Raw genomic sequence first — 23928 nt, 5'->3', positions numbered from 1 at the left:
CGGCGTCACTCCCCCGCGGTGAGGTCGATCGGCTGCCATCTCCCGACGTCGTCCGTCGTCTGAACCGCGACGAGCGACCCCGGCTTGCACCCGCGCTCGTCGAGCACGGCGGCGACATGATCGAGCACGCGGTCGGGATCGAGTTCGAACTCCGACTCGCGCACGCGGACGAATTCCCAACCGCAACGGCGCAATTCACGCTCGCGCTCCAGATCCGACCGAGCCTGCTGCCCGGTCCCGGCGAACTCGTCGGCATCACACTCGACGGCCATGCGCGCATCGGCCCCCAACACGACCAGGTCGACGATCCGGTTGTTGACCGTGACCTTCGGGGTCACGTGATAGCCGAGCGCCGCGAGACGGTTGAACACGCGCTGTTCGAGGAGGTTGTCGAACGGGCTCACGCGTCGATCGTCGGGCACGTCGGACGGCATGGCCCCGATCGACGGACCCTCGTTGGCGGACACATAGGACAGCAGCGAGGCACGAAGGTCGTTGGGGCGCAACTCGTCGAGTCCGATCGAATGGAACAGCCACAACTGGTCCATGGCCCGGGTGGCCGCCACGTTGACCCGGCGTTGGGACTCCGCGCGGGTCAGCGCGGAGATCGCACCGGCGTCCGAGACGACCATCGACAGGAAGACCACGCGCCGCTCGTCTCCCTGGAAGTCCGGGGTGAGCCGACGCGGATACGACGCGAGCGCCAGGTCTCGGTGTCGATCGCGGCGCGCAGCGCCTTCTCGATCGTCTCCACCTGCTTGACGCCCTGCAACGCGATCACACCGAAGTCCAGATCGTCGTATGCCGGATCGGCCAGACACCCCCGGAGGGCGTCGACGATGGCGGCCGCCTCGGCCTCGTTGCTGATGCCGTTGCCGGTCCCGGTGGCCGTTCCGTCGACCGCGACCGTCCGCAATGGTTCGAGCCGGTCGGAACCGTACTGGCGCACCGGGATCAGCGGCGCGGACCCGTAGAACTGGCGCGACGAGAACTCGATGATCTCGGGCATGGACCGGAAGTGTTCCCGCAGTCCCACGACGTTGCCGAAACGGCTGCGCAACAACGAGAACAGGCTGGACCGCGGCGTCAACCCGTCGCGTAGGTATGTCGGGAGGTCGGGCAGCGTGGCATCGAGTTCGGCGAACGCGGAATCGAGGCTGGTGCCGCTGAGACCGACGGGCGCGCACTGCTTGTCGTCACCGACGACGATCACGCGCGGGGCCAGCCAGAGAAGGAACGCACTGGTGATGTCGGCCTGGGACGCCTCGTCGACTATGACGACGTCGAAGGAGTTGCGGCGCGGTGGGAGGGTCTCGGCCACCTGGCTGATCGACATGATCCAGGCGGGCACGGCGTTGCGCGCCTCGGCCATGGCCTCGCGCGCCGCGCGTCGGAAACGATTGGCGTGCTTGCCCGATCCCTTGCCCAGGTTGATCATGTGGTCGCGGTAGGACTGGACGGCCTGCAACTCGCCGGCCGTGGTGCGCGCCAGCACCTCGCGGACGGCGCGCGCAGAGGCGAGCCGGGTGGTGAGGGCCGCGATGTCGACCTCGACGGCGTCGAGGTCGGACTGCAGCCGGTCCTCGGCGAACGGATCGCTGCGTTCCTCCGCCCAGGTGTGGGCGAACCGCCACGCCCACGCCGCGCCCATGTCCCGGGCGCGTTCGGTCCAGATCGGGTCCTGCGCGCTCGCCCACATCGTCTTCGCGAGTTCGGGTGCCCGGCTGCGCAATCGGAGCCCGAGAAGCTCCAGGGCATTCTGCTCGTCGGCCTCGGCTGCGGCGGCCGCGAACGCGCGCCGCGCGTCTCGGATCGCGACCGGGTCGGCCGTGGCGAGTGCCGAGAGCAGCGCGTCACCCTCCGGCGACGGCCCCTGTTCGAGTTCGGTCGTCAGGCCGTACACGCGGTCGGCGAGTTCCTGTTCGGCGCGGACCGCGTCGTTGGCGGCCGCCACCGATCGCGCCTGATGGGCCACCTCGGCTGCCTCGGCGACGGTGCGTGGTCTCGGGCCGCCGGGGCTGATCGCCTCGAGTTCACGGACGAGATGCTCCCGGCCGGTGAGCAGCCTCGAGATCCACGCCAGTTGGTTGTCGAGGCGGACGAGGTGGTCGAGCTGCGCCGACCGCGACCCCGACGCGTCCACCGGGACGTGCAGGTCCGCCAGGATGCGATGCACCTGATGTACCGCGTCGATGACGGTGAGGTGATCGGCGACCCGGCGCAACGAGGCCTCGTCGCGAGGAGTCCGTCCGTCCACGGTGGCCCGCACCGGCGACTCCTCGACCGCGCGCTGCTCGGGCGAACGTCGCAACCGTCCCCGCCACTGACCGCCGTCTCGCAGGAGGTCGGCGGCGGCGTCGAACAACGCGGCGTCGCCGGGCCGCGCCCCGTCGACGACGACCGCGTGCGCGCCCAGGTCACGGTCCCGACGAGCGGCCTCGGCGATGACCGGTGACAGCGTCGTCACCCGCGACCAGAGGTGCGCGGCGCGTCCGGCGAGCAGCCGGTCCGCCATGTCGACGATCGGCTCCGGGTACGACGCCACCTCGCCGGAGGCGACGGCGAGTTCGTCGCAGATGTCCTTGATCCGGACCAACCGGTCACTGTCGACCCCGTCGAGCACGGACAGCAGCGTCCCGGCGCCGGCCATCGGCTCGCGGGGCCGCGCGGCGATCCGGGTGCAGATGGAGTCCATCTCCGCCGGCTCGGGCAGGTGGTGGTCGAGGTCGACGAACCGTTGCGCGAGACGCGATCCGGAGCCACCGGTGCTCGCGAGCAGGTCCGCCAGCCGGACGAACTCGGCCGAGTCCAGCGGGGGCACCGCGCCGTGGACCGGCCCGGGCAGCCAGTCGAACGCGGCGGCGTCTGCCCGCACCCGGCGGACGATCTCCGCCGGGGATCCCCGATAGTCCCCCGCGACCCATTCGTGGGCCTCGGTCTCTTCCGCACGCAGGTCCCAGAGTTCGCGGAGCAGCTGATCCCGTTGTCGCAGAGCGTGATCGCGGCGCGCGGCCAGGTCGGCGATCTCCGCGTCGGCGACCCCGGGCGTGAACGACGCCTTGCGTTCGGCGAGCTCGGTCACCGCATCGACGATGCCCTCGGAACTGTCCTGGGACACGTCGGCGATCGACACCGTGAGCGCCCGCAGAGCGGGCGGCAGCATGTCCCGGAGCACGTGGAGCGCATGGGCTTTCTCGCTGACGACCAGGACGCGCTGTCCTTTCGCCAGCAAGGCCGAGGTCACGTTGGCGATGGTGTGGGTCTTGCCGGTTCCGGGCGGACCCTCGACCACCACACCGGTGTCGGACCCGAGCCGGGCGAGCACATCGCGCTGTTCGGCATTGGACGGCAACGGGAACAGCGCATCGGCGACCAGGTCCGTTGGATCGAGGACGCCGGGGGCGCGGAGGGCGGCGAGACGGTCGGGCGCCTCGATCGGACGGACGAGCTGGGTCAGTGCGACCGGTACCTCCGACTCCTCGTCCCGCAGGTCGTCGATGATGGCGTCGTAGAACGCGAGGGAACTCTCCACCCCGCGACGGCGGAGGACCACCGCGGGCCGGCTCTCGACCGTCAACGACACACGCTCGGCGTCGACCTCGATCGCCTCGCGCCACTCGGCCATCAGCTCGGCGGTCTTCGGCGACAGCACCGAGGTCAGCGCCGACAGCTTGCCGCGGATCCCGACCGCGCCCGCGAGATCGAGACCGTCGAGAGCAGCGAGCAGATGGGTATCGCGAACCGCGGGAGACGAGCCCGCCCCGAGCGAGAACCGGATCGTGTCGTCCGCGTCGCGGTCGGCGACCAGAACCTGACTGAGGAGATGTTCGCGGACCAACGGGTCGGCGTCCGCGTCTGTTGCGTCCCGCACCGTGACCAGTGCGGACGCGATGACGAGTTCGAGTTCTTCGGGCTCCGCGCCGAGCGCGTCGACCAACGCGGCGAGTTCGGCGTGGACCGCGCCGGCCCGAGCGGCGTCGGGATCGTCCGGGCCGACCTCCACCACGACCTGGCCCGGCACCGCGTTCGACCGTACGGCGACGGCGGTGGACGGACCGACCCAGACATGGCCGGGGTGGTCGGAGATGTCGTGGACGTCACCGGAGCGAGACCGGACGAGATCGGCCAGAAACGTCATCAGTCGGGTGACCTGATCGCGCAACGTCTCGCGCGTGTCATCCTGCATACCGATGTGTTCCTCTCGTCGCCGGCGACTCCTACGCTACAAGACGCTGGTCAGAGGAACTCCGTGCCGCCGCGCGGGTCGGCCGGATTCCCGACACCGGGCCGGTCAGCCGACGGAACTCGAACGCAGCGCGCGGTATCCGCCGTCGACATAGCGCACGTTGGTGTATCCGCACTCGGCGATCTGTTCGGCGATCCGCGGGGCCTCCGAACGGACCGACACCACGGCGATCTCGGTGTCGCGGTCGCGGATCACCGGGAAGGTGCCCGACGGAGTCGGGGTGAACCGCTTCGGCACCTCGGTCGGGTCAACCACGAGGGCACCGGGCAGACTCCCCTGATGCCGGACCACCTGGGGCCGTGCGTCGACGACGACCGCGTTCCCCTCGCGGCTGTGATTCATTGCCTCGACTGCCGAAATCGAATTCACCACTGACACCGGTGACTCACCAATCCTGTTGCTCGAATTTGTCCGTGTTCATGCGTTCGCGACGGCCATCGGGTGACGGCCGTGGCGTGAATGACCCCCGTCGACCAGGTTACGGAACGATCTCGAATTGACAAGTTTTCTCACACAGCTCTCAGAAGGGCGCAGTCATGCGCTCCCTCTGCTAGACGAGCCGCAGCGGAACCGTCAGGGTCAGGAATGGCGACCGCGGCCCGCGACACGCGGGGACGGACGCTTACCCCAATTGTCGCCACGACGACCGTCCCGCCCGCCGCCGTGCCCGCCGGCTCCGCGCTTGGCGCCCCCGCGCGTGCGCGGTGCGCCCATGTCCTTGCGGATGTCGATCGGGTTCTTCCCGATCTTGGTATGCCGCAGCGACGAGAGGGTCTCGTTGTCGAGATCATCGGGAAGCTCGACGAGGCTGAAGTCGTCGCGGATGCTGATGTTGCCGAAGTCGGCACGGGTCAGGCCGCCCTCGTTGGCGATGGCACCGACGATCGCACCGGGCGACACCTTGTGCTTGCGGCCGACGGCGATGCGGTACGTCGCGAAGCTCGCGCCCGGGCGCCGCGGAGCACGCTCACGCTCGGGGCGCTTCTCCGACTGCGGCGGGTCCGGCGTCATCAGGAAACCGCCGTCTCGTGTCTCGAGCGCCAGCGCGGCCGCGATGTCGGCCATCGCGACGTCGTTGTCCCGCGCGTAGTTCTCGATCAGCCCGCGGAACAGATCCAGGTTGTCCGAGGACAGGTTCTGGGTGATCGAGTCGGCGAACTTCGCGACCCGCTGTGCGTTGACATCGTCCACGCTGGGCAGGCCGATCTCGGTCAGCGTCTGCCGCGTGGCGCGCTCGATCGCACGCAGCAGGTGGCGTTCGCGCGGCGAGACGAACAGCAGCGCGTTGCCCGAGCGGCCGGCGCGCCCGGTACGGCCGATGCGGTGCACGTAGGACTCGGTGTCGTGCGGGATGTCGTAGTTCACGACATGCGAGATGCGGTCGACGTCGAGCCCGCGGGCCGCGACATCGGTCGCGACGAGGATGTCGATCGAGCCGTTCTTCAGCTGGTTGATGGTCCGTTCCCGCTGCGCCTGCGCGAGGTCGCCGTTGATGGCGACCGCGGAGAACCCGCGCGAGCGCAGCTTCTCGGCGAGTTCTTCCGTCGCCTGCTTGGTGCGGACGAACACGATCATCGCGTCGAAGGTCTCGACCTCGAGGAAGCGTGTCAGCGCGTCCAGCTTGCGCTGGTGGGAAACCTGGAGATAGCGCTGCGTGATGTTCTGCGCGGTCGCGGTCTTGGACTTGACCGTGATCTCCTGCGGCGAGTTCAGGTACTTCTGCGCGAGGCGCCGGATGGCACTGGGCATGGTCGCCGAGAACAGCGCGACCTGCTTGGTGTCCGGGGTCTCGGCGAGGATGCGCTCGACGTCCTCGGCGAAGCCCATCGTCAGCATCTCGTCGGCTTCGTCGAGGACCAGGAACTCCAGACCGGAGATGTCGAGGGTCTTGCGATCGAGGTGGTCGATGACCCGACCGGGTGTGCCGACGATGACCTGCGCGCCGCGACGCAGACCCGCGAGTTGGACGCCGTAGGACTGCCCGCCGTAGATCGGCAGCACCTTCACCTCGGGCATGTGCGCCGAATACTTGCCGAAGGCCTCGGAGACCTGCAGTGCCAGCTCTCGCGTCGGCGCGAGGATCAGCGCCTGCGGGGTACGCGCGGAGGTGTCGAGGCGGGACAGGATCGGGATGGCGAACGCGGCGGTCTTGCCGGTACCGGTCTGCGCGAGGCCGACGACATCGCGTCCGTCCATGAGCGGCGGGATGGTCGCCGCCTGGATGGGCGACGGGGTTTCATAGCCGACGTCGGTGATGGCCGCGCGTACCCGCGGGTCGATCTCGAGGTCGTCGAACGAGCCGACCTGCGGGTCGGCGGGGGCGTCGTGCTCGCCGTGATTCGAGGTACTCATGCGGCGGAAGTCTCATTCATCGCCCTCAACTGTAATGGCCGTCCACCAGAAAGTCGGCATCACGCCCGGACGGGGTCGCATCAGCCCCCTGAGCAGGGCACGAGCCACGTTCGGTCACCGGTGTGATGCATCTAACGAATACTGGTACTGTCAGTGCCACTCATCCGGCCATCGGTCCCGGTCACACGCACACCGATGTCCGGAATGTCCATTTGTTCTCTCGTCTCAGGAGTGCCATGCAGCAGCAGTACGCCACCCCGTCCGATCTGACGATCGACGACAAGGCGACGACCGTCGACACGATCCTGCGCTACCGCGCGGAGCGCCCCACGATGCCGCTCTTCCGCAAGCGCTCGCACAACCAGTGGGTCAACGTCACCGCCAAGCACTTCACCGACGAGGTGGACGCGGTCGCGAAGGGTCTGATCGCCTCGGGTGTGCAGGCCGGCGACCGCGTCGCGATCCTGTCGTCGACGCGCTACGAGTGGACCGTGCTGGACTACGCGATCTGGCGCGCCGGGGCGTGCACCGTCGCGATCTACGAGACGTCCGCCCCCGACCAGGTCCAGTGGATTCTCGAGGACTCCGGCGCCAAGCTCCTGTTCGTCGAGAACCATGAGCACTACACCCGCCATCTCCGGGTCATCGACGAGACGCCCACCCTCAAGGAGACCCTGGTCATCGACGACCACGCGCTCCCCACGGTCACCAAGCGCGGCGCGAAGACCGCCGACGCGGACCTCGACCAGCGTCAGGCGAATGCGTTGTCGTCGGATGCCGCCACGCTGATCTACACCTCGGGCACCACCGGACGGCCGAAGGGCGTCGTCCTGACGCACGCGAATTTCCTCGCCGAGACGGCCGCGACCCGCGACGCGGTCGGCGCCGGTATGCGGGAGGGCAAGTCGACGCTGCTCTTCCTGCCGCTGGCGCACATCTTCGCCCGCGTCGTCGCCGTCGGCTGCGTCGAGAACGGCGTGATCCTCGGCCACACCAACGACCTGACGAACCTCGTCGCGGACCTGGGCGTGTTCAAGCCGAACTACGTGCTGTCGGTGCCGCGCGTGTTCGAGAAGGTGTACAACTCGGCCAAGCAGAAGGCCTACGACGGCGGCAAGGGGTCGATCTTCGACAAGGCCACCGACACGGCGATTGAATACAGCAAGGCGACGGCGGCCGGCAAGGTCGGCCTCGGCCTGAAGCTCCGGCACGCCGTCTTCGACAAGCTCGTGTACGGAAAGCTGCGCGACGCCCTCGGGGGCCAGTGCGAGGGAGCGATCTCCGGTGGCGCTCCGCTCGGTGCGCGCCTCGGCCACTTCTTCCGCGGCGTCGGCATCCCGGTGTACGAGGGCTACGGACTGTCGGAGACCACGGCCGCGGTGACGGCCAACAACGAGGAGAACCAGAAGGTCGGTTCGGTCGGACGCCCGATCCCCGGCGTCACCGTCGCCATCGCCGACGACGGCGAGGTCCTGCTCAAGGGGCCGGTCGTGTTCGGTGGGTACTGGAAGAACCAGGCCGCCACCGACGACGCGATCCGCGACGGGTGGTTCCACACCGGCGACATCGGCACCCTCGACGACGGCTACCTCTTCATCACCGGCCGCAAGAAGGAACTGATCGTCACCGCGGGCGGCAAGAACGTCTCGCCGGCACAGCTCGAGGACACCATCCGGGCGCACCCGATGGTGAGCCAGTGCCTCGTCGTCGGCGACAACAAGCCTTTCATCGCCGCACTGATCACGATCGACCCCGAGGCCGTGCCCGGCTGGTTGGACCGTCACGGCCTGCCCGCCGACACCCCGATCTCGGACCTGGTCGAGAACGCCGACCTCAAGGCCGAGATCGACGCCGCGGTGAAAGAGGCGAACACCAAGGTCTCCAACGCCGAGGCGATCAAAAAGTTCTCGATCCTGGACACCGATTTCACCATCGACACCGGTGAGCTCACCCCGACGATGAAGCTCAAGCGCAACGTCATCCACGACGCGCACAAGGAAGCGATCGCCGACCTCTACACCTGAGCGGATCTCTCTTCACGACTCGCCGCGGCCCGGGATGCCCCCGGGCCGCGGCGCTGTCTATCGTGCAAGTCAATGAAACGAGACCTGGCCATCGATGCCACCCGCGGGGTGGCCATCTGGAGCATGATCACCGCGCACTTCGCGCATGAGTCCGTGCTGGCCACCCCGACCCACGCCTTCCCGTACGTCGACGGCATGTCCGCGTTCGTGATGCTCTCGGGCGTCGTGCTGGGTCTGGTCTATCAACGGTGGGTCGCTCGCCATGGGCTGGCCTTCGCCTACAAGCGTCTTGCCAAGCGGATCGTCGTCCTCTATCTGTGCCAGCTGGCGATCGCCCTCGTCGCGGTCGCGGCCGCCCTGGCCGGTCACCGATGGCTGACGCTCCTGCTGCCGGTCGACGGGTGGGGTGACGGCCTGCGCCTGGCGCTGACCATGGATTATCTGCCCAGCGGCGGCAACATCCTGCTGCTGTACATGGTGTTGCTCATCTCCGCGTTCGGGCTGTTCCCCCTCCTGCGTCAGGGCTGGTGGCGCTGGGTGCTCGCCGGTTCGATCGCCCTGTACCTGATCTCGCTGGTCCACTCCCCCGACTGGTTCTATCTGAGCGCCTACCAGGCGGCACCGCACATCCAGAACGTCGCCGGCTGGCAGATCATGTTCGTCCCGGCACTGGTGATCGGCTGGAACTGGTCGCAGTGGCGTGTGTCGGAGTTCGTCGACCGCTGGATCATCGCGATCGTCGCCGTCGCGCTCGCGGTGGCACTGTTCTTCCACTTCGGCATCGACTACGGGCCGTGGGCCCATCTCGAACCGGCGGTCGCCGACAAACTCGACTTCCGCCCGGCCCGCGCGATCGGCGCCTACCTGGCCATCCCGGCCGTCTACGGGATCTTCCGACTGCTGCTCAGGCGGTGGCATCACGACTGGCTGCGTCCACTCGTCATGACCGGCACCCGCAGTCTCGACTCCTACGTCATCCAGGCGATCGCCCTCGTCGTGGTGCCGATCCACATCGCACACCGCCCCTGGAACACCGTCACGATGGACGCCGTCGCGCTACTGGTGTTCGCTGCCTGCTGGGGGTGGGCCGAGTTCCGGTACTTCGCGCACGTCGACAAACTGCACAAACTGCCGCTGCGGATGGTCCGGCTCGTGCGTCCGCATCGACCCGACATCGTCCCCGGCCCCGAGCCCGGCGTCCCCACCCCGGAGAGCTCGGACGCCCCCGGGAACCCCGACCTGTCGTCGATGATTTGCGCGGCGTCGACCGGACCGGGACAGCCGGAGACGGGCCAGAACGAGACGGGCCGATCGGGGCCGGAACCCGACCGGCCGGGACATGCGCGACCGAGCCGATGGGAGTTCATCCGTGACGGGTGAGATGACACGCAGCGTGCACGCCGGCAACGACTCGTCGGGCCCGTCGGTGCGGACGCCCATCACGATGGCGAACTCGTATCACCTCCCGCCCGAACCCGAGGCGATGAGCTGGTCGGGAACCGAGCAACTGTTCTACACACGCAACACCGGCGCCAATCAGGTTGCGCTGCAGGACAAGCTGGCCGCACTGGAAGAGGCCGAAGACGCCGTCGTCCTGGCCTCGGGCGTGGCCGCGCTGCATGCGGTGTTCTTCACGTTCCTGTCCGCAGGCGACCACGTGGTGGTGTCCGACACCACCTACGAGGCCACCTGGAAGCTCTGGTCGGAACTGCTGCCGACGAAGTACGGGATCGAGGCGACCTTCGTCGATGTCGGCGATCTCGACGCAACCCGTGCCGCCCTGCGCCCCAGCACCCGCATGTTGATCGCCGAGACGATCGCCAATCCGACGACGAAGGTCGCCGACATCGGCGCGCTGGCGCAGATCGCCGCCGACGCCGACGCCCTGCTGCTCGTCGACGCCACCTTCACGCCGCCGACTCTGTACCGTCCGCTCGCCGACGGCGCGGACCTCGTCGTCCATTCGCTGACCAAGTACATCAACGGGCACGGCGACGCCATGGGCGGTGCAGTGCTCGGCCGGTCGGAGCTGATGTCGCAGATCCGGGAACAGGCGATGGTCGACGTCGGCGGGGTCATCTCGCCGTTCAACGCATGGCTGATCGCCCGCGGCGCGATCACCCTGCCGCTCCGGTTCGCCCAGCATCAACGCAATGCCGAGCGGGTCGCGGCCTTCCTCGACGACGACCCGCGCATCACCTACGTGCGGTACCCGGGTCTGGCGTCGCATCCCGAACACGACCTCGCGGCACGACAGTTCGGCGGCCGCGGCTTCGGGGCCATGATCGCGTTCGCGGTGCGCGGCGATCCGGCCACCCAGAACCGATTCGTCGCGGCGCTGACGACGATCACCTCGGCGGTGTCGTTGGGACACGACGAGTCACTCATCGTCCATGTCGGCACCGACGGCCCACGGGTCGCGGCCTACCCCGAACCGTTCCGCGAGTGGGGACATCTGCGGTTCTCCGTCGGGCTGGAAGACGCCGACGATCTCATCGCGGATCTCGCCGCGGCGCTGGACGCGACCTTCCCGGCCTGAGTCACGTCGCCTCGTACAGAATCCCCCGGCCGATCGCCTCGCGCACCACGGGCAGCGCCGCCTCGGCGAGTGCGTCGGCGTCGACGCCGTGGAAGTCGGCGAGGAGTTCGAGCAGTACGCCCAGCGGGACCTGCCCCCGACTGCCGGCAAGCAGTGCGCGTGAGACCTCGTCGACGCCGAGAACGGCGCCGGGCCCCCGGGTCGGCGGACGGCGGCCGACACCTGTTGCCAGCCCTCGTCCCCGGGGAGCGAGTGCTCCTCGAGCATGACCGGGGCCACCGACAGCCGCCGAGCGAGCAGCTGTTCGTCCGAGGTCTCCCGCAGGTAGCGCCGTCGGGCGAGGAACGCCTGGGCCTCGGGCCCGGTCACCTCTTCACCGGCGCCGGTGATCTCCTCGATCACAACGTCGGGCTCGCGGTGCTCACCGTCGAGCGGGGCGCGGGCGGTGATCGAGCCCATCCCGATGGCGACGATGCCGTTGGCCTCGAACCATTCGAGCCACTCCGCACCTCGCCGCGCGGCGGTCGCCTCGTCCTCACCGGCATCGGACAACCACAGCGACACATAGCTGATGGGGTCGGCGACCTCCCGCTGGACGACCCAGGCGTCGAGTCCGGTGCCGGCGAGCCAGGAGCGGACCCGTTCCGGCCAGTCCTCGCCCTCGCGGATGACCCAGTTGGCCAGGATCTGGGCGGTGCCACCAGGATTCAGATGGGCAGGCAACTCGCGGACGAGTTGCTCGCACAACCCGTCTCCGACGACGCCCGAGTCGCGGTAGATGTAGTCCCGCCCGCCCGCGCCGACGACGAACGGAGGGTTGGACACGATGAGGTCGAACCGCTCCCCCGCGACGGGTTCGAACATGCTCCCCGCCCGCAGATCCCACGACATCCCGTTGAGGCGGGCCGTCGCGGCGGCCAGCGCCAGCGCCCGGTCGTTCGTGTCGGTGGCCACGATCTGCTCGCAGTGCGCGTCGAGATGCAGCGCCTGGATGCCACATCCGGTTCCGATGTCGAGAGCGCGGCGGACGGGTTCGCGGATGACGGCCCGGGCCAGCGAGATCGACGCGCCGCCGATCCCCAGGACGTGGTCGTGGGCAACGGGTCCGGGTCGCATCGCGGCATCCTGGTCGGCGATCACGAGGTAGTCGCGGGTGTCGTCGGCGTGCGGACGGATGTCAAGGCGGGCCCGCAGAAGCGATTCATCGACCCGGGCCAGCACGCCCTGCGTGACCAGTGCGTCCGTGCCCGTCGTCGGAAACGCCTCCGCGACAGTGGCTTCGGGTTCGTCCGAGCCCAGCAGGAACAGTCGGATGAGGGTCGCCAGCCGGCGGTGCTCGCCGGCAACATCACGCGTCGCGGCGAGGGCCGGCCACCAGGTGCCGCGGACGAGGGCATCGTGAGCGCCTTCGCCGAGCAGTTCGGTGACACCGTCGTTCGTGTATCCCGCCGACCGCAGATCGGCACCGAGGGCCGCCACGGCGGCGGGCTCGGACAGAGGATGACGATCCGCGCGGTCGGCGAGTGGCTGGGGTCGTCCCTGGTCCGCGGTCACGGTCCCCAAGGCTACCGACGACCGGCGCGCCCGCGGCTCGACGGGTTCAGCACGACGCGAGGACCCGACTCATGGCGTCGCGTTCGGCAGGCGTCACCCACAGCCCGTAGGACTTCTTGACCTCGATCTGCCGGCTCACGTAGGTGCACCGGTAGGACTTGTTCGGGGGAAGCCAGGTCGCCGCGTCGCCGTCGCTCTTCTGTTGGTTCACGGCTCCCGACACGGCCTGGAGGTTTCGCGGGTCGTTCGCGAACTCGATGCGCTTGACCGCGGTCCACCCGGCCGCGCCCTTCTGCCAGGCGTCCGACAACGCGACGACGTGGTCGATCTGGACCAGCGCCGAGGTGTCCTCGCCTCGGGTGAACGGCATCGTCGTACCTGTGTACGGATCCGCCAGTGTGCCGGCGAGCACCCGGCACCCGTCGGCGTGGAAGGTGATGCCGGTGAGGTCTCGCCGCAGGATGTCCTCCCGGGTCCGGCAACCGTTGCGGCCGTAGTGCACGTCGACCGCGTCGTCCCATGCCCTCCCGAATCGCGACCGTTCATATCCGGTCTTGGGTGCGCGACCCTTGACCTGCAGCGACGCGAGATCGGCCTGTTCCCGGCCGACCGCCGGTGGCGGCGTATCCGGCGACGCACCAGCCGGCGGTGACGATGGCCCCGTCGTCGAGGGCATGGGCTGGGTGCGCTCGGATGAGGGGCGCTCGAGGCCCGGACCGGGTTCGACGTCGACGCACGACACGAGCACCACGGCGACCGGCACCGCGGCAAGTACTCCCGACAACCGTGCCGCTCGACGTCTCACCCCGGAATCGTTGCACGGCGCACCGACATCCCCGTTCGCCGACCCGGTGCGGGGGTTCTCGCCGCGCACCTTGAGCTTCGTTCGACTAACTTTCCCTTCGCGGACTGCTGTGGTCACGCACGACGCCGCGGCGGCGCACGGTCGCCGGCGGTGTCGCCGGGTCATCAGACGACTATTCGGGTAGTGGGTGCATGAGTTCAGGTCGGGGCAATGCGGCGCGGGGTGTACCGCCATGGGTTCTGCGGATGTTCGCCGTGTTCACTCTGGCGATGTCGTTGCCCACTCTTGCCGGCGGGTCGGGCACCGCCGCGGTGCTCGGCAGCCCGGCACCCTTCTCCGCGTCACCCCTGCGTGCGACGCCGGTCCACGAACTGACACCGACCGTCGACCCGGAGACCGAGACCTACCCCGAGCGACTCGAGCGCATCGAGACCATGAGCCGCCCGCTGCTGCCCACGCCGAAGTCAATTGAGGGCCCCGAGACACGCTGCGCAAGCGGCGATTTCACGACCCTCGCAGTGGTGTACGACTCTGTCTTCGACGCGGTGTACGAGGTCCTGCCGCCGTCTCTGCGTGCCGCGGCGAGGCAGAGCCGGGTCGCGGCGCACCGCGACATGCGCCGTCTGCACGTGTCGACCCTCGCCGTCACCGAGCACCCCCTCACCCTCGGCGCCGACGACGACGATCCCGCACTCGACTACCGCGACCCGATCTCGCAGCTCCTCGTGTCGAACCTGCTGAAGATCCGCGACGGCCGGCACACCGAGGCCATCCCCCTCGGGAACATCACCGTCATCCAGGCCGTGGAGACGGTGTGGCTGTACCTGTTCACCACGGTCCTGATCCCCGCGCGCGTCCTCGCCGGTTCGACCCCCGACCTCGTTAGCCCCTTCGCCGGCACGGACGCCGACTTCCTGGCCCCGTTCGTCACCTACAACTGGCTCATCTCGGCCTTCGTCTTCTCGTCGGAGTTCGCGGTGAAGGCCCTGCTGCGCGCCACCGCGAAAACGGTCCTCGAGCAGTGCCTCGCACGCGTCACCGATGAACAGCGCGCCCTGGCCGGACGCGCGAGCGACACCGTGCATTTCGACATCCCGATCCCGCCGATGGTGGCCGATATCGCCGACCACCTCGCCCTGGCGGATGTCGAGACGTGTACGCCGATCGGGTCGCTCACACTCGGCCGGCTGGTGCGGTATGTGTCTGCGCAGGCGCAGGAGAACAATCCCGCCGACGCACCCCGCATCCGGGCCGAGACCACCAGAATTCTCGGCGCCATGCGCGGAATCCGCATTCATCACAACCTCATTCCGCTCGATCCCGCGGAGGACCGCTCGGTCGGCGAGTTGGCGGCGTCGTTGTTCGGTTCGCTGATCCCGATCTTCGGCGGGGCGCCGCTCGACATCCTTCTCGGCATCGGGCACAACATCGGCCACGGGGCGGACCCATGGGAGACCGTGTCCCTGGACGAGCTCACGGTCAGCAAACCGATCACCGCGGCGCATTATGCGTACAAGTTGGCGCTGCATTTGATCCGGGAAGTAGGCAATGTCATCGAGCCGTCGATCGTCGGTGACAGCCCGCTACGACCCACCAGACTGCTCGTCACGGCCCTGGGCCTGCCGATGACCTACGGACTGGTGACCGCGCACCACGTAATCCGGTCGATGTGCCTACGCGTCGACGACACGACGGGCAGCGGACTCGGCGCGGAGGCCAATCGGCGGACGACAACCGACTCGACTCCCCGCATCAAGCCGACGCGAAAGCCGGAAGCCTCCCGGTCATCGGCGTCGAGAACATCGGAACCGTCACGTCCGGAAGAATCCATTCGCCATCCCGAACCGCCCCGATTCGCCATTCCCGGCCGCAATTGACTCCGTGTTGCGCATTCGGTAATCGCGATGTCGGACGATTCGCCGAGAATCCCGACACCGGGAAAGCGCAGGTTCATGCTTCCCGCGCGTCTATCGACTACCGTTGGGGGCGTGTCGAAAATTCAGACGGTGACCTTTGTCGACGACCTGGACGGTCGCGAACTCGATCCCCAAGACGCACAGACCGTTTCGTGGTCGTGGCTCGGCGTCGACTACGAGCTCGACGTGTCCGCGGCCAATCTCGACAAGATCGAGCAGGGCAAGGTGACAGTCGCGAAACTACTCAAGGCATCGACCCGGGTCGGCGGCCGACGACGGTCGCCATCAGCACGGACGAAGACCAATTCCGCCGGGAGTGGTGCGTCGGTGAATGCCTCGATTCGAGACTGGGCAGCGGAGAACGGATATGAGGTGTCCGCACGCGGCCGCATTCCGAACGACATCGTCGAGGCCTACAACTCCGCACACTGATATAGCCCACCGTATTGTCACATTGATCGCCAGAGCCCGATTCTTCGGACTCTGGCGATTGTTCTTCCGCGGGGCTGATTGTTGATCCCCCGCCGATTACGTTCTGCCCTAAGGAGTTCCGCCGGCAGGGCGGAAAAACCCTGCGGCGGCGTCGAATCGAGATGCCGCGCGGATTCCGCCACCGATCAGCACCTTCCCCGTCTTCATCCTGTCAATGGACATCTTTGATAAACTGATGTCCACGCATGGTGTGCCACCGACGTGCAACGCAGTCACCGTCGGAGGCCACCCGAGGGGACAGGACAACCGGATGAGCACAACGGAGAACGAGTCGGTCGACGCCGACCACGCTGACGGCGAGGCCCCAGGGGAGGTCTCCGTGGCGGCCCGGGTCAGGGTCACGCTCGACGACGGTTCGACAAGGGAGGGCGAGGTCGTCGACGACTTCGCGGACCTGGCCGGCGACACCACCGTCGAGACCCGTATCGACGACGAGCACACCGCACGACTACGCCGCTGGGCGATCTCGACCGACGATCACCAGATCGTCTTCGCCGACGACGACGCGGTCGAGGTCATCTCGGCCGAGCTGTGACTCAGAGCGGCGCGAGCCCGATCATTCGACGGTCCGACGAGAAGATCCACCCGTCGCCGTAGGGCTCGAGTGCTTTGCCGGTGACTAACGCATCCGCGTCGAAATCGATGGCGAGGAACGGTGCTGTCCACGCGACCTCGCCGGTGGTCACGTCGACAGCCGTGAGGGTGACGCCATCGCTGCCGGCCAACAGACGGTCGCGATAGCCGTCTGGGTTCACAATGGGCCGCCTAATGCACAGCGGTGCAGTACCGAAGCCCACACCCTGCTTATAGCGCTCATGAAGCCCCCGAGCCAACGCCCGCTCGCGCGACCTACACGAGCCATGAGCCCTCGCCGCATGGACTCTCAACCACCCTCGCACCCGAACACGCCATCACGACCCACGGGTTCCGGCTTATCATCAACGCCCCGGCCTGGTCGCCAACCACCATGAACATGTTTCTTCACTGACCTACTCGCCGCCCGCGCGATCGTATGCGAAGACGGTGACGATGCAGGGTCGCCTTCTCCGCACGGATCTACCGCCCGGTATAGGGGGTTCGCAGACTCCCGCTGCAGGTCAGCACGTGACAACAGTTCGGATTGGTCCAGCCTCGCGTGAACTCGTACCCAAACGGGCAGCGAGAACCATACGGCCAACTGATACAGCCGACGTCGGCGTAGGTGAACCTTGCCGGCCCGTGAAACTCTAAAAAGACTGAGTATTGCTAGTGGGAGACCGAATAGCAGAAAACCGACAAATGCGCCAGAGGAGATCCCGCGCTCTACGGCTGCGACCATGGTAGTCGGCAGGGCTACGCTACCCCAAAGAATCCAGGCTGCGAATGGCTGCAACACAAAATGCAGCTTCATTCTCTTCGTGTTGAATGATGACCAGGATGTAAGAGCGCAGAATCCGATCACAAACAGAAAGAATGTGACGACGGTGGGTACGAGTATCGCCGTTTGCCAGAGGTAACTCCCGGCCATCGCCTGATCCCGAAGCACCCTCACGACTGAGACATACAGTACAACGCCCACCCATAACGGGGCACTCACCGCTGCGGTCCTAACGAAGAGGGCGCCGACAAGGGAATGCCGCTGGCCGTTCGAGACACTTGGCACTCCCTTGTCTCGCAGGACTGTCCGCCACTTGTGCAGTCGGTCGAGTCGCTGCTCTAGTACTTTCTGGCGGCGGTAGCGACTCGCCGAGCTGAAGTCATCGAGCAGGATGCTGCTCATCAAGAAGATAGCGATCGTCCCAAAAGTCGCCAGCACCATCGCGCCGACGTCTGACTTGACATGCACACCAAGCCAACCGACTGTCATTACTACAACGCACGCGCATGCTAACGCCGATGTCATCGCATCCATACACTGTCGCCATAGGGCCATTGCGGCTTGCTCAATGTAGGATTCGCTCCCCTTGTTTCGCATCGACAGTGTGATGCTTATCGACACCGAAGCAGCCAGCGCGATACCGATCCAGTTTCGCGCGGTCTCAGGTGTTACGAGGCCATCTAAGTGTGGTCGGATGTCAGGAACCCACTGATACGGCTCAAACATCTGAGCGTCCGTCTGCCCCGGGTGTCCCAAAAGCCAGACCAAATAGCCTGCGCCGTAGGTGACTACGAAGGCTCCGATCACGTCCCCGATTACGCGAGAGCGAAATCGATCGCGGACGTGGCGCCTGGCTTCCGCTGACAGTCTTCGGGCCTCGAGACGGGCTTCATCGGCGCAAGGCTTTTTTCTTCGTTCTAGACGCGGTCGTAGGAATCCAAAACGCAGACAAAGTAGAGCGATCATCGTCAATAGCAGACGTTGCGCTCTTGTTCGAGTCATTCTGTACCGCTCTTCCCGTCGAGTGCGGCTTGCATCCTAAAAGCGACGCAGAAACCGCAAAGGTAAGTTGCAACTGATTGGAAAGGTGACCATATCGAAGACCCCTGACATTCATGGAGTGATCTGGCGCCGCCAGTCGAAGGCGCTAGCCGGCCGCCGAGTCCGCGTCCATTGAGAACGGGTCATGGCATCGAAAGCGGAACTCCGCGAGATGCATGCAGCGGCCACGGCGCTCCAAGGGTTCGCGACCGTCCGCCCAAGATGATCGAAGAACGGGCGACGAGCATGTTGAGCGCAATCTCGATATGCACGCCGGTCGACTGAATTCGACGACGTCATCGGCGCTGCACTCGACGACACAATTCCGTCTGTTGAGGTCGATCCAGTCCCGACAACAGACCTTGCCGGCGCCGTTCCCAGATCGGAGTTTCTTCTCTGTGCGACGGTTCGCTACCGCCAAACTATGTCCAACATCCAGACCGTCGCAGTCATTGACAATCTAGATGGGCGGAATCTGAGATGCCCAGCGGGCGTCACTGCCAACCGTTGCCGCAAGTGTTTCCGTTCTGAGAAGGCTTGAAATGTTGGCATGCCGGATGCCGACGGGTGCTCGGCGCGTCGGTAGTTCTGCTGCGCCGAGTGCGCCGCGACTTGAGCTGTTACCTAGGCAAGGCTGCACCAGGCGCGAGGAGCACTGTCACCGTCGACTCACGATGCAGGGCTTTCGAGCGCAACTGCGGGTGCGAGTTTATGGTGCGCGAGGGGGGACTTGAACCCCCACGTCCTGAGACACTGGAACCTAAATCCAGCGCGTCTGCCAATTCCGCCACTCGCGCGTGGGCGCGACTCGCCGGAGTGTGAGTCACGCAGTGTAACGGCGACCACCCTACCGGCCGCGTTCTGATCATCGCAGGCCAGGTACCGTCATAGCCATGTCCCCCACCCGTCGCCGCACCCACCGGCCCGCGCTCACGGTGCTCGCCGTATCCGCTGCGGTGGTGTGCCTGGTGCTCGCGTGGTGGCAGTGGTCACGGTACGAGTCCGCATCCGGTTCCGGACTCAATCTCGGCTACGCCCTGCAGTGGCCGGCGTTCGCCGCGGCCGTGATCTATGCCTATCGCCGCTTCGTCATCCTGGAGAGCGATCCCGAGGAAGCCCGCAAGGTCGCGGCGAAGAACTCCGTCGCCGAGATCCCGGAGGGCATCCTGCCCGAGCGACCCACCACCCCCAGCGCGTCGTCGTTGGCATCGCCGGACCCCGCCAACGATGTCGCCCTGGTCGAATACAACCGCTATCTCGCCGAGCTCCGCGACGCGGACGCTCACACCACCGACGCTCGACCCACCCCCTCATCGAAAGGCCCGCAGTGACCGAGACCGACCCCACCGCCCCCGCCCTCGCCGCCCCGGTGGAGAAGGTCCGCGGCGCGTTGTTGCGGTATCGCGTCCTCGCCTGGATCACCGGCGTGTGGTTGCTGCTGCTCGTCGTCGAACTCGTCCTGACCTACGGCTACGACAACCACGCTCTGGACTTCGTACCGTTCGTGCACGGCTGGGTGTACTTCGTCTACTTGATCATGGCCATCGACCTCGCTGTCAAGGTCCGCTGGAGCGTCGGCAAGACCATCATCACCGCGATCGCGGGCACCATCCCCTTCCTGTCCTTCTGGTTCGAGCACAAGCGCACCAAGGAAGTGAAGGCGCAGTTCAACCTCTGATCTTCTCGCGCTGGTCGGCCGTTCACCCGGGTCGGGCTGACTGGACCCCGTGCGGATCGTCCAGCTCGCGAACTTCTACGGCGGCCGCTCCGGCGGTCTGCGCACCGCGGTGGACCGCTGGGGCGCCGGGTATGCCGGGGCCGGTCACGACGTCGTCCTGATCGTTCCCGGCGCCGATCCCGGCGAGGAGACGCTGAACTCTGGGGTCACGCGGATCACCGTGGCCGCACCGCGGATTCCCGCCTCGGGCGGCTACCGCCTGGCGTCGGCCCGCCGCGTCGCCGACGTCCTCGCCCATCTCCGTCCCGACGCCCTCGAGGTGTCCGACCGCCTCACCCTGCGCGGCTTCGGCCGGTGGGCTCGCAGGCGAGACATCCATTCGACGATGGTGTCCCATGAACGCCTCGACCGGCTGCTCGGCCAGGTCATGCCCGGCCGCTCCGCACGTGCACTGGCCGACCGCGCGAACGCGGCCACCGCCCGTGACTACGACACCGTCGTGTGCACCACCGACTTCGCCGCCGCGGAGTTCAATCGAGTGAGGGCGACCAACGTCGTCCGCGCCCCGCTCGGCGTCGACCTCGATGTCTTCGACCCACGGCACCTCGACCCGAACCTGGGCGCACGGTGGTCCGACGGCACCAGTGCGCTCATCGCCCACTGCGGACGCCTCTCGGTGGAGAAGCGCGCCGACCGCAGCATCGCCGCGCTCGGCAGACTCCATCGGTCGGGAACGCCGGCGCACCTGGTGATCGCGGGCGACGGGCCGATGCGAGCCCCGCTGCAGCATCTGGCCCGCGGATTGCCCGTGACCTTCCTGGGCCATCTCTCCGAGCGGAGTCAGGTCGCCGCCCTCCTCGCCAGCGCCGACATCTCCCTCTCCCCCGGTCCGCACGAGACCTTCTGCCTCTCCGCGCTGGAATCACTGGCCGCCGGCACACCGGTCATCGGGTCGCAGTCGTCGGCGGTCGCGACCCTGGTCGACGACACGTGTGGCGCGGCTGCCGAGGACTCCGGCCCGGGCTTCGCGAGCGCGATCCGGCAGGTCCTCAGCCTCCCCCGCGTCGACCGCGAACGGGCGGCGCGTCATCGAGCGACCCAGTACCCCTGGCCCGACTCGGTCGCGCGGATGTTGGGAGTCCACGCGGGCTGCTGAGCGCCCCTCTGCTTCGCCCCGTGCACAGGCGATGCATTTCGACGCCCGGTCGACGGGATCGAGCGCACAATTGAAACTGTACCGTCTGGACGGTATAGTTATATGTGATCCGGGAAGTCCCCGGGACATCGAGCACGGAGGGTCCGATGGCACGCACGTCCGGGCGGAGTGCTGCCGACACCCGACGGTTGATCCTCGACGCCGCGGCCCGGCTGATTGCGCGACACGGTGCCGCCGTGTCCGTCTCCGAGATCGCCGCCGCGGCCGGGGTGTCGAAGGGCGGACTGCTCTACCACTTCCCCGCCAAGGACGGCCTGCTCGAAGAACTCGCGGCGGACCTGATGGCCCAGTTCCGGTCGAACGTCGAACGGACCGCCGACGAGGAGGACGACGCGCCGGGACGGCTGACCAGGGCCTACATCCGGGTGAGTTTCGCCGACGCGCGAGACTCCGCCGGCCTGCGCGACCAGATCGCGCTGGCCGCCAGCCTGATGTACGAACCGGGCCCGGCCGCGCTCGCCCAGCAGGACGCCGATCACTGGCGTGCCGCGCTGTCCGACGACGGTCTCGACCCGGCGGTCACGCGGCTGATCATCGCGGCCGCCGACGGCTCGAACACCGCTCCCCTGTGGGGAGCCGTCCTCGACGACACCGAACGGGCCGCCCTCGAAGCAGACCTCATCGCTCTCACCCACACACACGCAAAGAAGGGATCATGACCGACATCACCTACCGCCCCTACCGTTCCACCGACGCCGAAGACGTCAAGAAGATCATCGACGAGGCGTTCTACATCCACCGCTACGTCCACGGACAACACGTCCTGGACGCGGCACTCGAGGTCTACCTCCGCGAGCAACTCGTCGCGAGTACCTGGAGTCGCGTCGCGGTGAAGGACGGCCGCGTGGTGGGAATCATCCTGGGACGGATCGACGGCGAGCCACATCTCGGCGAGCGGACGAAGAACCGCGCGCTGCTCTGGGCGCATACCGCCAGAGCTGCGATTCTCGGACTGCCCCAGTGGAAGTCGCTGCGGGCCCTGTTCGCTTTCGAGTCGGTGGCCCACCGGCTCGGCGCCGCGACGGGCACGTCGCTCGACGACGAACTGACCCTGTTCGCCGTCGCCTCGACGACGCGCGGACACGGCGTCGGAGCGGCGCTGTACGGCGCGTTCCTCGACCATCTCCGAAGCCGCGGCCGCTCCGACTTCCACCTGTACACAGACTCGCTGTGCACCTTCGGATTCTACGAGCGGCAGGGCATGTCACGTGCCGGCGCCGACGATATGGACATCCTGCTCGACGGCGAACCGCACACGCTGGGGGTCTACATCTACACCGGCGCCGCGAGCTGATCGGAGTCCGGACGCCGACGCAAGGGGGTCAGCCCGCGAGCGCCCGCAGCGCCGGAACCAACTGCGCCAACGCTTTTCCGCGGTGACTGAGCCCGTCCTTCTCCGCCGGCGACAGCTCCGCCGCGGACCGGCCGTCGGCGATCTCGTCGTCCGGGGCGAACAACGGGTCGTACCCGAAACCGTGCGGCCCGCGCTCCTCCCGCAGGACCCGCCCACGCCACTCGCCGCGCACCACCGTCTCCGTCCCGCCCGGCAGCACGAGCGCGCAGGCCGAGACGAACGCGGCGCCGCGTCGTTCGTCCGGGGTGTCCGACAGCTGGGCGAGCAGCAGCGCGTTGTTGGCCGGGTCGTCCCCGTGCCGGCCCGACCAACGCGCCGACAACACGCCCGGCATGCCGTTCAGGGCATCCACCGCGATACCGGAATCATCCGCGAGACATGGGATTCCGATGGCCTTCGCACCCGCGCGGGCCTTGATCAGCGCATTGTCCTCGAAGGTGGCACCGGTCTCGGGCTCCTCCGGGTAGTCCGGCACCGCGTCGAGGCCGACGATCTCGACCCCGGTGATGCCCGCGGCGTCGAAGACGCGCTGGAGCTCGGCGAGCTTCTTGCCGTTGCGGCTCGCGAGAAGCACCGAGGACATCAGGCCCGTCCGGGAAGTTCGCCGGGGTACGGCTCGGCGAGTACGGCTCGCTGCGCCTCGAACAGCTTCTCGGTTCCGATCGCGGCCACGTCGAGCAGCGCATCGAGCGTCGAGCGCGGGAACGTCGCACCCTCGCCGGTGCCCTGCACCTCGACGAGCGTGCCGGCGTCGGTCGCCACGACGTTCATGTCCACCTCGGCGCGCGAATCCTCTTCGTAGGGAAGGTCGAGTCGGACGCGGCCGTCGACGACCCCCACGCTGACCGCGGCGATCGCGCACGAAAGCGGTTGCGGGTCGGACAGTTTGCCCGCGGCACGCAGGTAGGTGATCGCGTCCGCCAGCGCGACATAGGCACCGGTGATGGCTGCGGTGCGGGTACCGCCGTCAGCCTGCAGGACGTCGCAGTCCAGGGCGATGGTGTTCTCGCCCAGGGCACCGAGATCGACGCACGCACGCAGCGACCGGCCGATGAGTCGACTGATCTCGTGGGTGCGACCACCCACCCGGCCCTTGACCGATTCACGTGACGACCGGTCGTGGGTGGCGGCGGGCAACATCGCGTACTCCGCGGTCAGCCAGCCCAAGCCTGAACCACGACGCCACGGCGGGACACCCTCGGTGACACTCGCGGTGCACATCACCCGCGTCTTGCCGAATTCCACCAGGACCGAACCCGCCGGATGGCTGGTGAAACCGCGGGTGAACGTGATGGGACGGAGTTCGTCGTCGGCTCTGCCGTCAGCTCGTGTGGTCACGGGTCTCACTGTAACG

At 67.6% G+C, this 23928-nt stretch carries 17 protein-coding genes, 1 tRNA gene and 2 pseudogenes; 11 read left to right on the top strand and 9 right to left on the bottom strand.

The window, feature by feature from the left end; translation table 11 throughout:
• Positions 1–5: 5 nt before the first annotated feature.
• From MVF96_RS09715 to MVF96_RS09705, 3 genes and pseudogenes are all read right to left on the bottom strand, one after another.
• A pseudogene (locus tag MVF96_RS09715) lies at positions 6–4186 on the bottom strand (AAA domain-containing protein).
• Between the two features lie 105 nt (positions 4187–4291).
• On the bottom strand, positions 4292–4624 hold the full coding sequence (locus tag MVF96_RS09710; protein ID WP_058250009.1) for a rhodanese-like domain-containing protein: 333 nt from the start codon (positions 4622–4624) through the stop codon (positions 4292–4294).
• A 201-nt stretch (positions 4625–4825) separates the two neighbouring features.
• Positions 4826–6598, bottom strand: a complete 1773-nt coding sequence (locus tag MVF96_RS09705) for a DEAD/DEAH box helicase (RefSeq protein WP_065629041.1) — start codon at positions 6596–6598, stop codon at positions 4826–4828.
• A gap of 236 nt (positions 6599–6834) precedes the next feature.
• Between MVF96_RS09705 and MVF96_RS09700 the strand changes: the two genes are divergently transcribed.
• The 3 genes from MVF96_RS09700 (at position 6835) to MVF96_RS09690 (ending at position 11161) form a co-directional block, all read left to right on the top strand.
• Complete coding sequence (locus MVF96_RS09700; protein WP_137809291.1) at positions 6835–8622, top strand: AMP-dependent synthetase/ligase; 1788 nt, start codon at positions 6835–6837, stop codon at positions 8620–8622.
• A 72-nt stretch (positions 8623–8694) separates the two neighbouring features.
• The gene (opgC, locus tag MVF96_RS09695; RefSeq protein WP_247451915.1) at positions 8695–10002 is read left to right on the top strand and encodes an OpgC domain-containing protein; all 1308 of its coding nucleotides are present in this window, start codon (positions 8695–8697) and stop codon (positions 10000–10002) included.
• Positions 9962–11161 (top strand): trans-sulfuration enzyme family protein, encoded by a 1200-nt coding sequence (locus MVF96_RS09690; RefSeq protein ID WP_247451914.1) that lies wholly within the window; start codon positions 9962–9964, stop codon positions 11159–11161. The genes opgC and MVF96_RS09690 overlap by 41 nt, the downstream gene beginning before the upstream one ends.
• A 1-nt stretch (position 11162) precedes the next feature.
• Here the strand turns inward: MVF96_RS09690 and MVF96_RS09685 are convergent.
• Positions 11163–12715: pseudogene (locus MVF96_RS09685) on the bottom strand (DUF7782 domain-containing protein).
• Positions 12716–12761: 46 nt separating this feature from the next.
• Positions 12762–13637 carry an HNH endonuclease family protein gene (locus MVF96_RS24560; RefSeq protein ID WP_336286863.1) on the bottom strand — a complete coding sequence of 292 codons (876 nt, stop codon included), beginning with the start codon at positions 13635–13637 and terminating at the stop codon, positions 12762–12764.
• Positions 13638–13711: 74 nt separating this feature from the next.
• Between MVF96_RS24560 and MVF96_RS09675 the strand changes: the two genes are divergently transcribed.
• The 3 genes from MVF96_RS09675 to MVF96_RS09665 all read left to right on the top strand — a co-directional run bounded on the left by MVF96_RS09675 (position 13712) and on the right by MVF96_RS09665 (position 16463).
• Entirely contained in the window at positions 13712–15397 is a 1686-nt protein-coding gene (locus tag MVF96_RS09675; RefSeq protein WP_226513022.1) for a hypothetical protein, read from the top strand.
• Between the two features lie 111 nt (positions 15398–15508).
• Entirely contained in the window at positions 15509–15868 is a 360-nt protein-coding gene (locus tag MVF96_RS09670) for a histone-like nucleoid-structuring protein Lsr2 (RefSeq protein WP_226513021.1), read from the top strand.
• Between the two features lie 310 nt (positions 15869–16178).
• Complete coding sequence (locus MVF96_RS09665; RefSeq protein WP_068971347.1) at positions 16179–16463, top strand: hypothetical protein; 285 nt, start codon at positions 16179–16181, stop codon at positions 16461–16463.
• A 1-nt stretch (position 16464) separates the two neighbouring features.
• Here MVF96_RS09665 and MVF96_RS09660 read toward each other — a convergent pair whose 3' ends face one another.
• Both MVF96_RS09660 and MVF96_RS09655 read right to left on the bottom strand, forming a co-directional pair.
• Positions 16465–16725 carry a hypothetical protein gene (locus MVF96_RS09660; RefSeq protein WP_223258945.1) on the bottom strand — a complete coding sequence of 87 codons (261 nt, stop codon included), beginning with the start codon at positions 16723–16725 and terminating at the stop codon, positions 16465–16467.
• Positions 16726–19038: 2313 nt separating this feature from the next.
• Positions 19039–19123 (bottom strand) — tRNA-Leu (locus tag MVF96_RS09655).
• A 96-nt stretch (positions 19124–19219) separates the two neighbouring features.
• Between MVF96_RS09655 and MVF96_RS09650 the strand changes: the two genes are divergently transcribed.
• The 5 genes from MVF96_RS09650 to MVF96_RS09630 all read left to right on the top strand — a co-directional run bounded on the left by MVF96_RS09650 (position 19220) and on the right by MVF96_RS09630 (position 22514).
• Positions 19220–19657 carry a hypothetical protein gene (locus MVF96_RS09650; protein ID WP_058250000.1) on the top strand — a complete coding sequence of 146 codons (438 nt, stop codon included), beginning with the start codon at positions 19220–19222 and terminating at the stop codon, positions 19655–19657.
• Positions 19654–20004 (top strand): DUF3817 domain-containing protein, encoded by a 351-nt coding sequence (locus MVF96_RS09645; protein ID WP_247451913.1) that lies wholly within the window; start codon positions 19654–19656, stop codon positions 20002–20004. The genes MVF96_RS09650 and MVF96_RS09645 overlap by 4 nt, the downstream gene beginning before the upstream one ends.
• Positions 20005–20053: 49 nt before the next feature.
• Positions 20054–21160, top strand: a complete 1107-nt coding sequence (locus MVF96_RS09640) for a glycosyltransferase (protein ID WP_137810872.1) — start codon at positions 20054–20056, stop codon at positions 21158–21160.
• A 146-nt stretch (positions 21161–21306) separates the two neighbouring features.
• On the top strand, positions 21307–21879 hold the full coding sequence (locus MVF96_RS09635) for a TetR/AcrR family transcriptional regulator (protein WP_137810873.1): 573 nt from the start codon (positions 21307–21309) through the stop codon (positions 21877–21879).
• Positions 21876–22514, top strand: coding sequence for a GNAT family N-acetyltransferase (locus MVF96_RS09630; RefSeq protein WP_058249996.1), 639 nt, complete (start codon positions 21876–21878; stop codon positions 22512–22514). The genes MVF96_RS09635 and MVF96_RS09630 overlap by 4 nt, the downstream gene beginning before the upstream one ends.
• Positions 22515–22542: 28 nt before the next feature.
• On the opposite strand, the gene rdgB is transcribed toward MVF96_RS09630, so the two are convergent.
• Positions 22543–23157 (bottom strand): RdgB/HAM1 family non-canonical purine NTP pyrophosphatase, encoded by a 615-nt coding sequence (rdgB, locus tag MVF96_RS09625; RefSeq protein WP_226513020.1) that lies wholly within the window; start codon positions 23155–23157, stop codon positions 22543–22545.
• Positions 23157–23912: a ribonuclease PH gene (gene rph / locus MVF96_RS09620; protein ID WP_058249994.1), complete on the bottom strand. Its 756-nt coding sequence runs from the start codon at positions 23910–23912 to the stop codon at positions 23157–23159. Before rph ends, rdgB begins: the two co-directional genes overlap by 1 nt.
• Positions 23913–23928: the final 16 nt, after the last annotated feature.

Source organism: Gordonia hongkongensis (assembly GCF_023078355.1).
Classification (GTDB): domain Bacteria; phylum Actinomycetota; class Actinomycetes; order Mycobacteriales; family Mycobacteriaceae; genus Gordonia; species Gordonia hongkongensis.
This window is presented reverse-complemented; position numbering and strand designations above follow the sequence as displayed.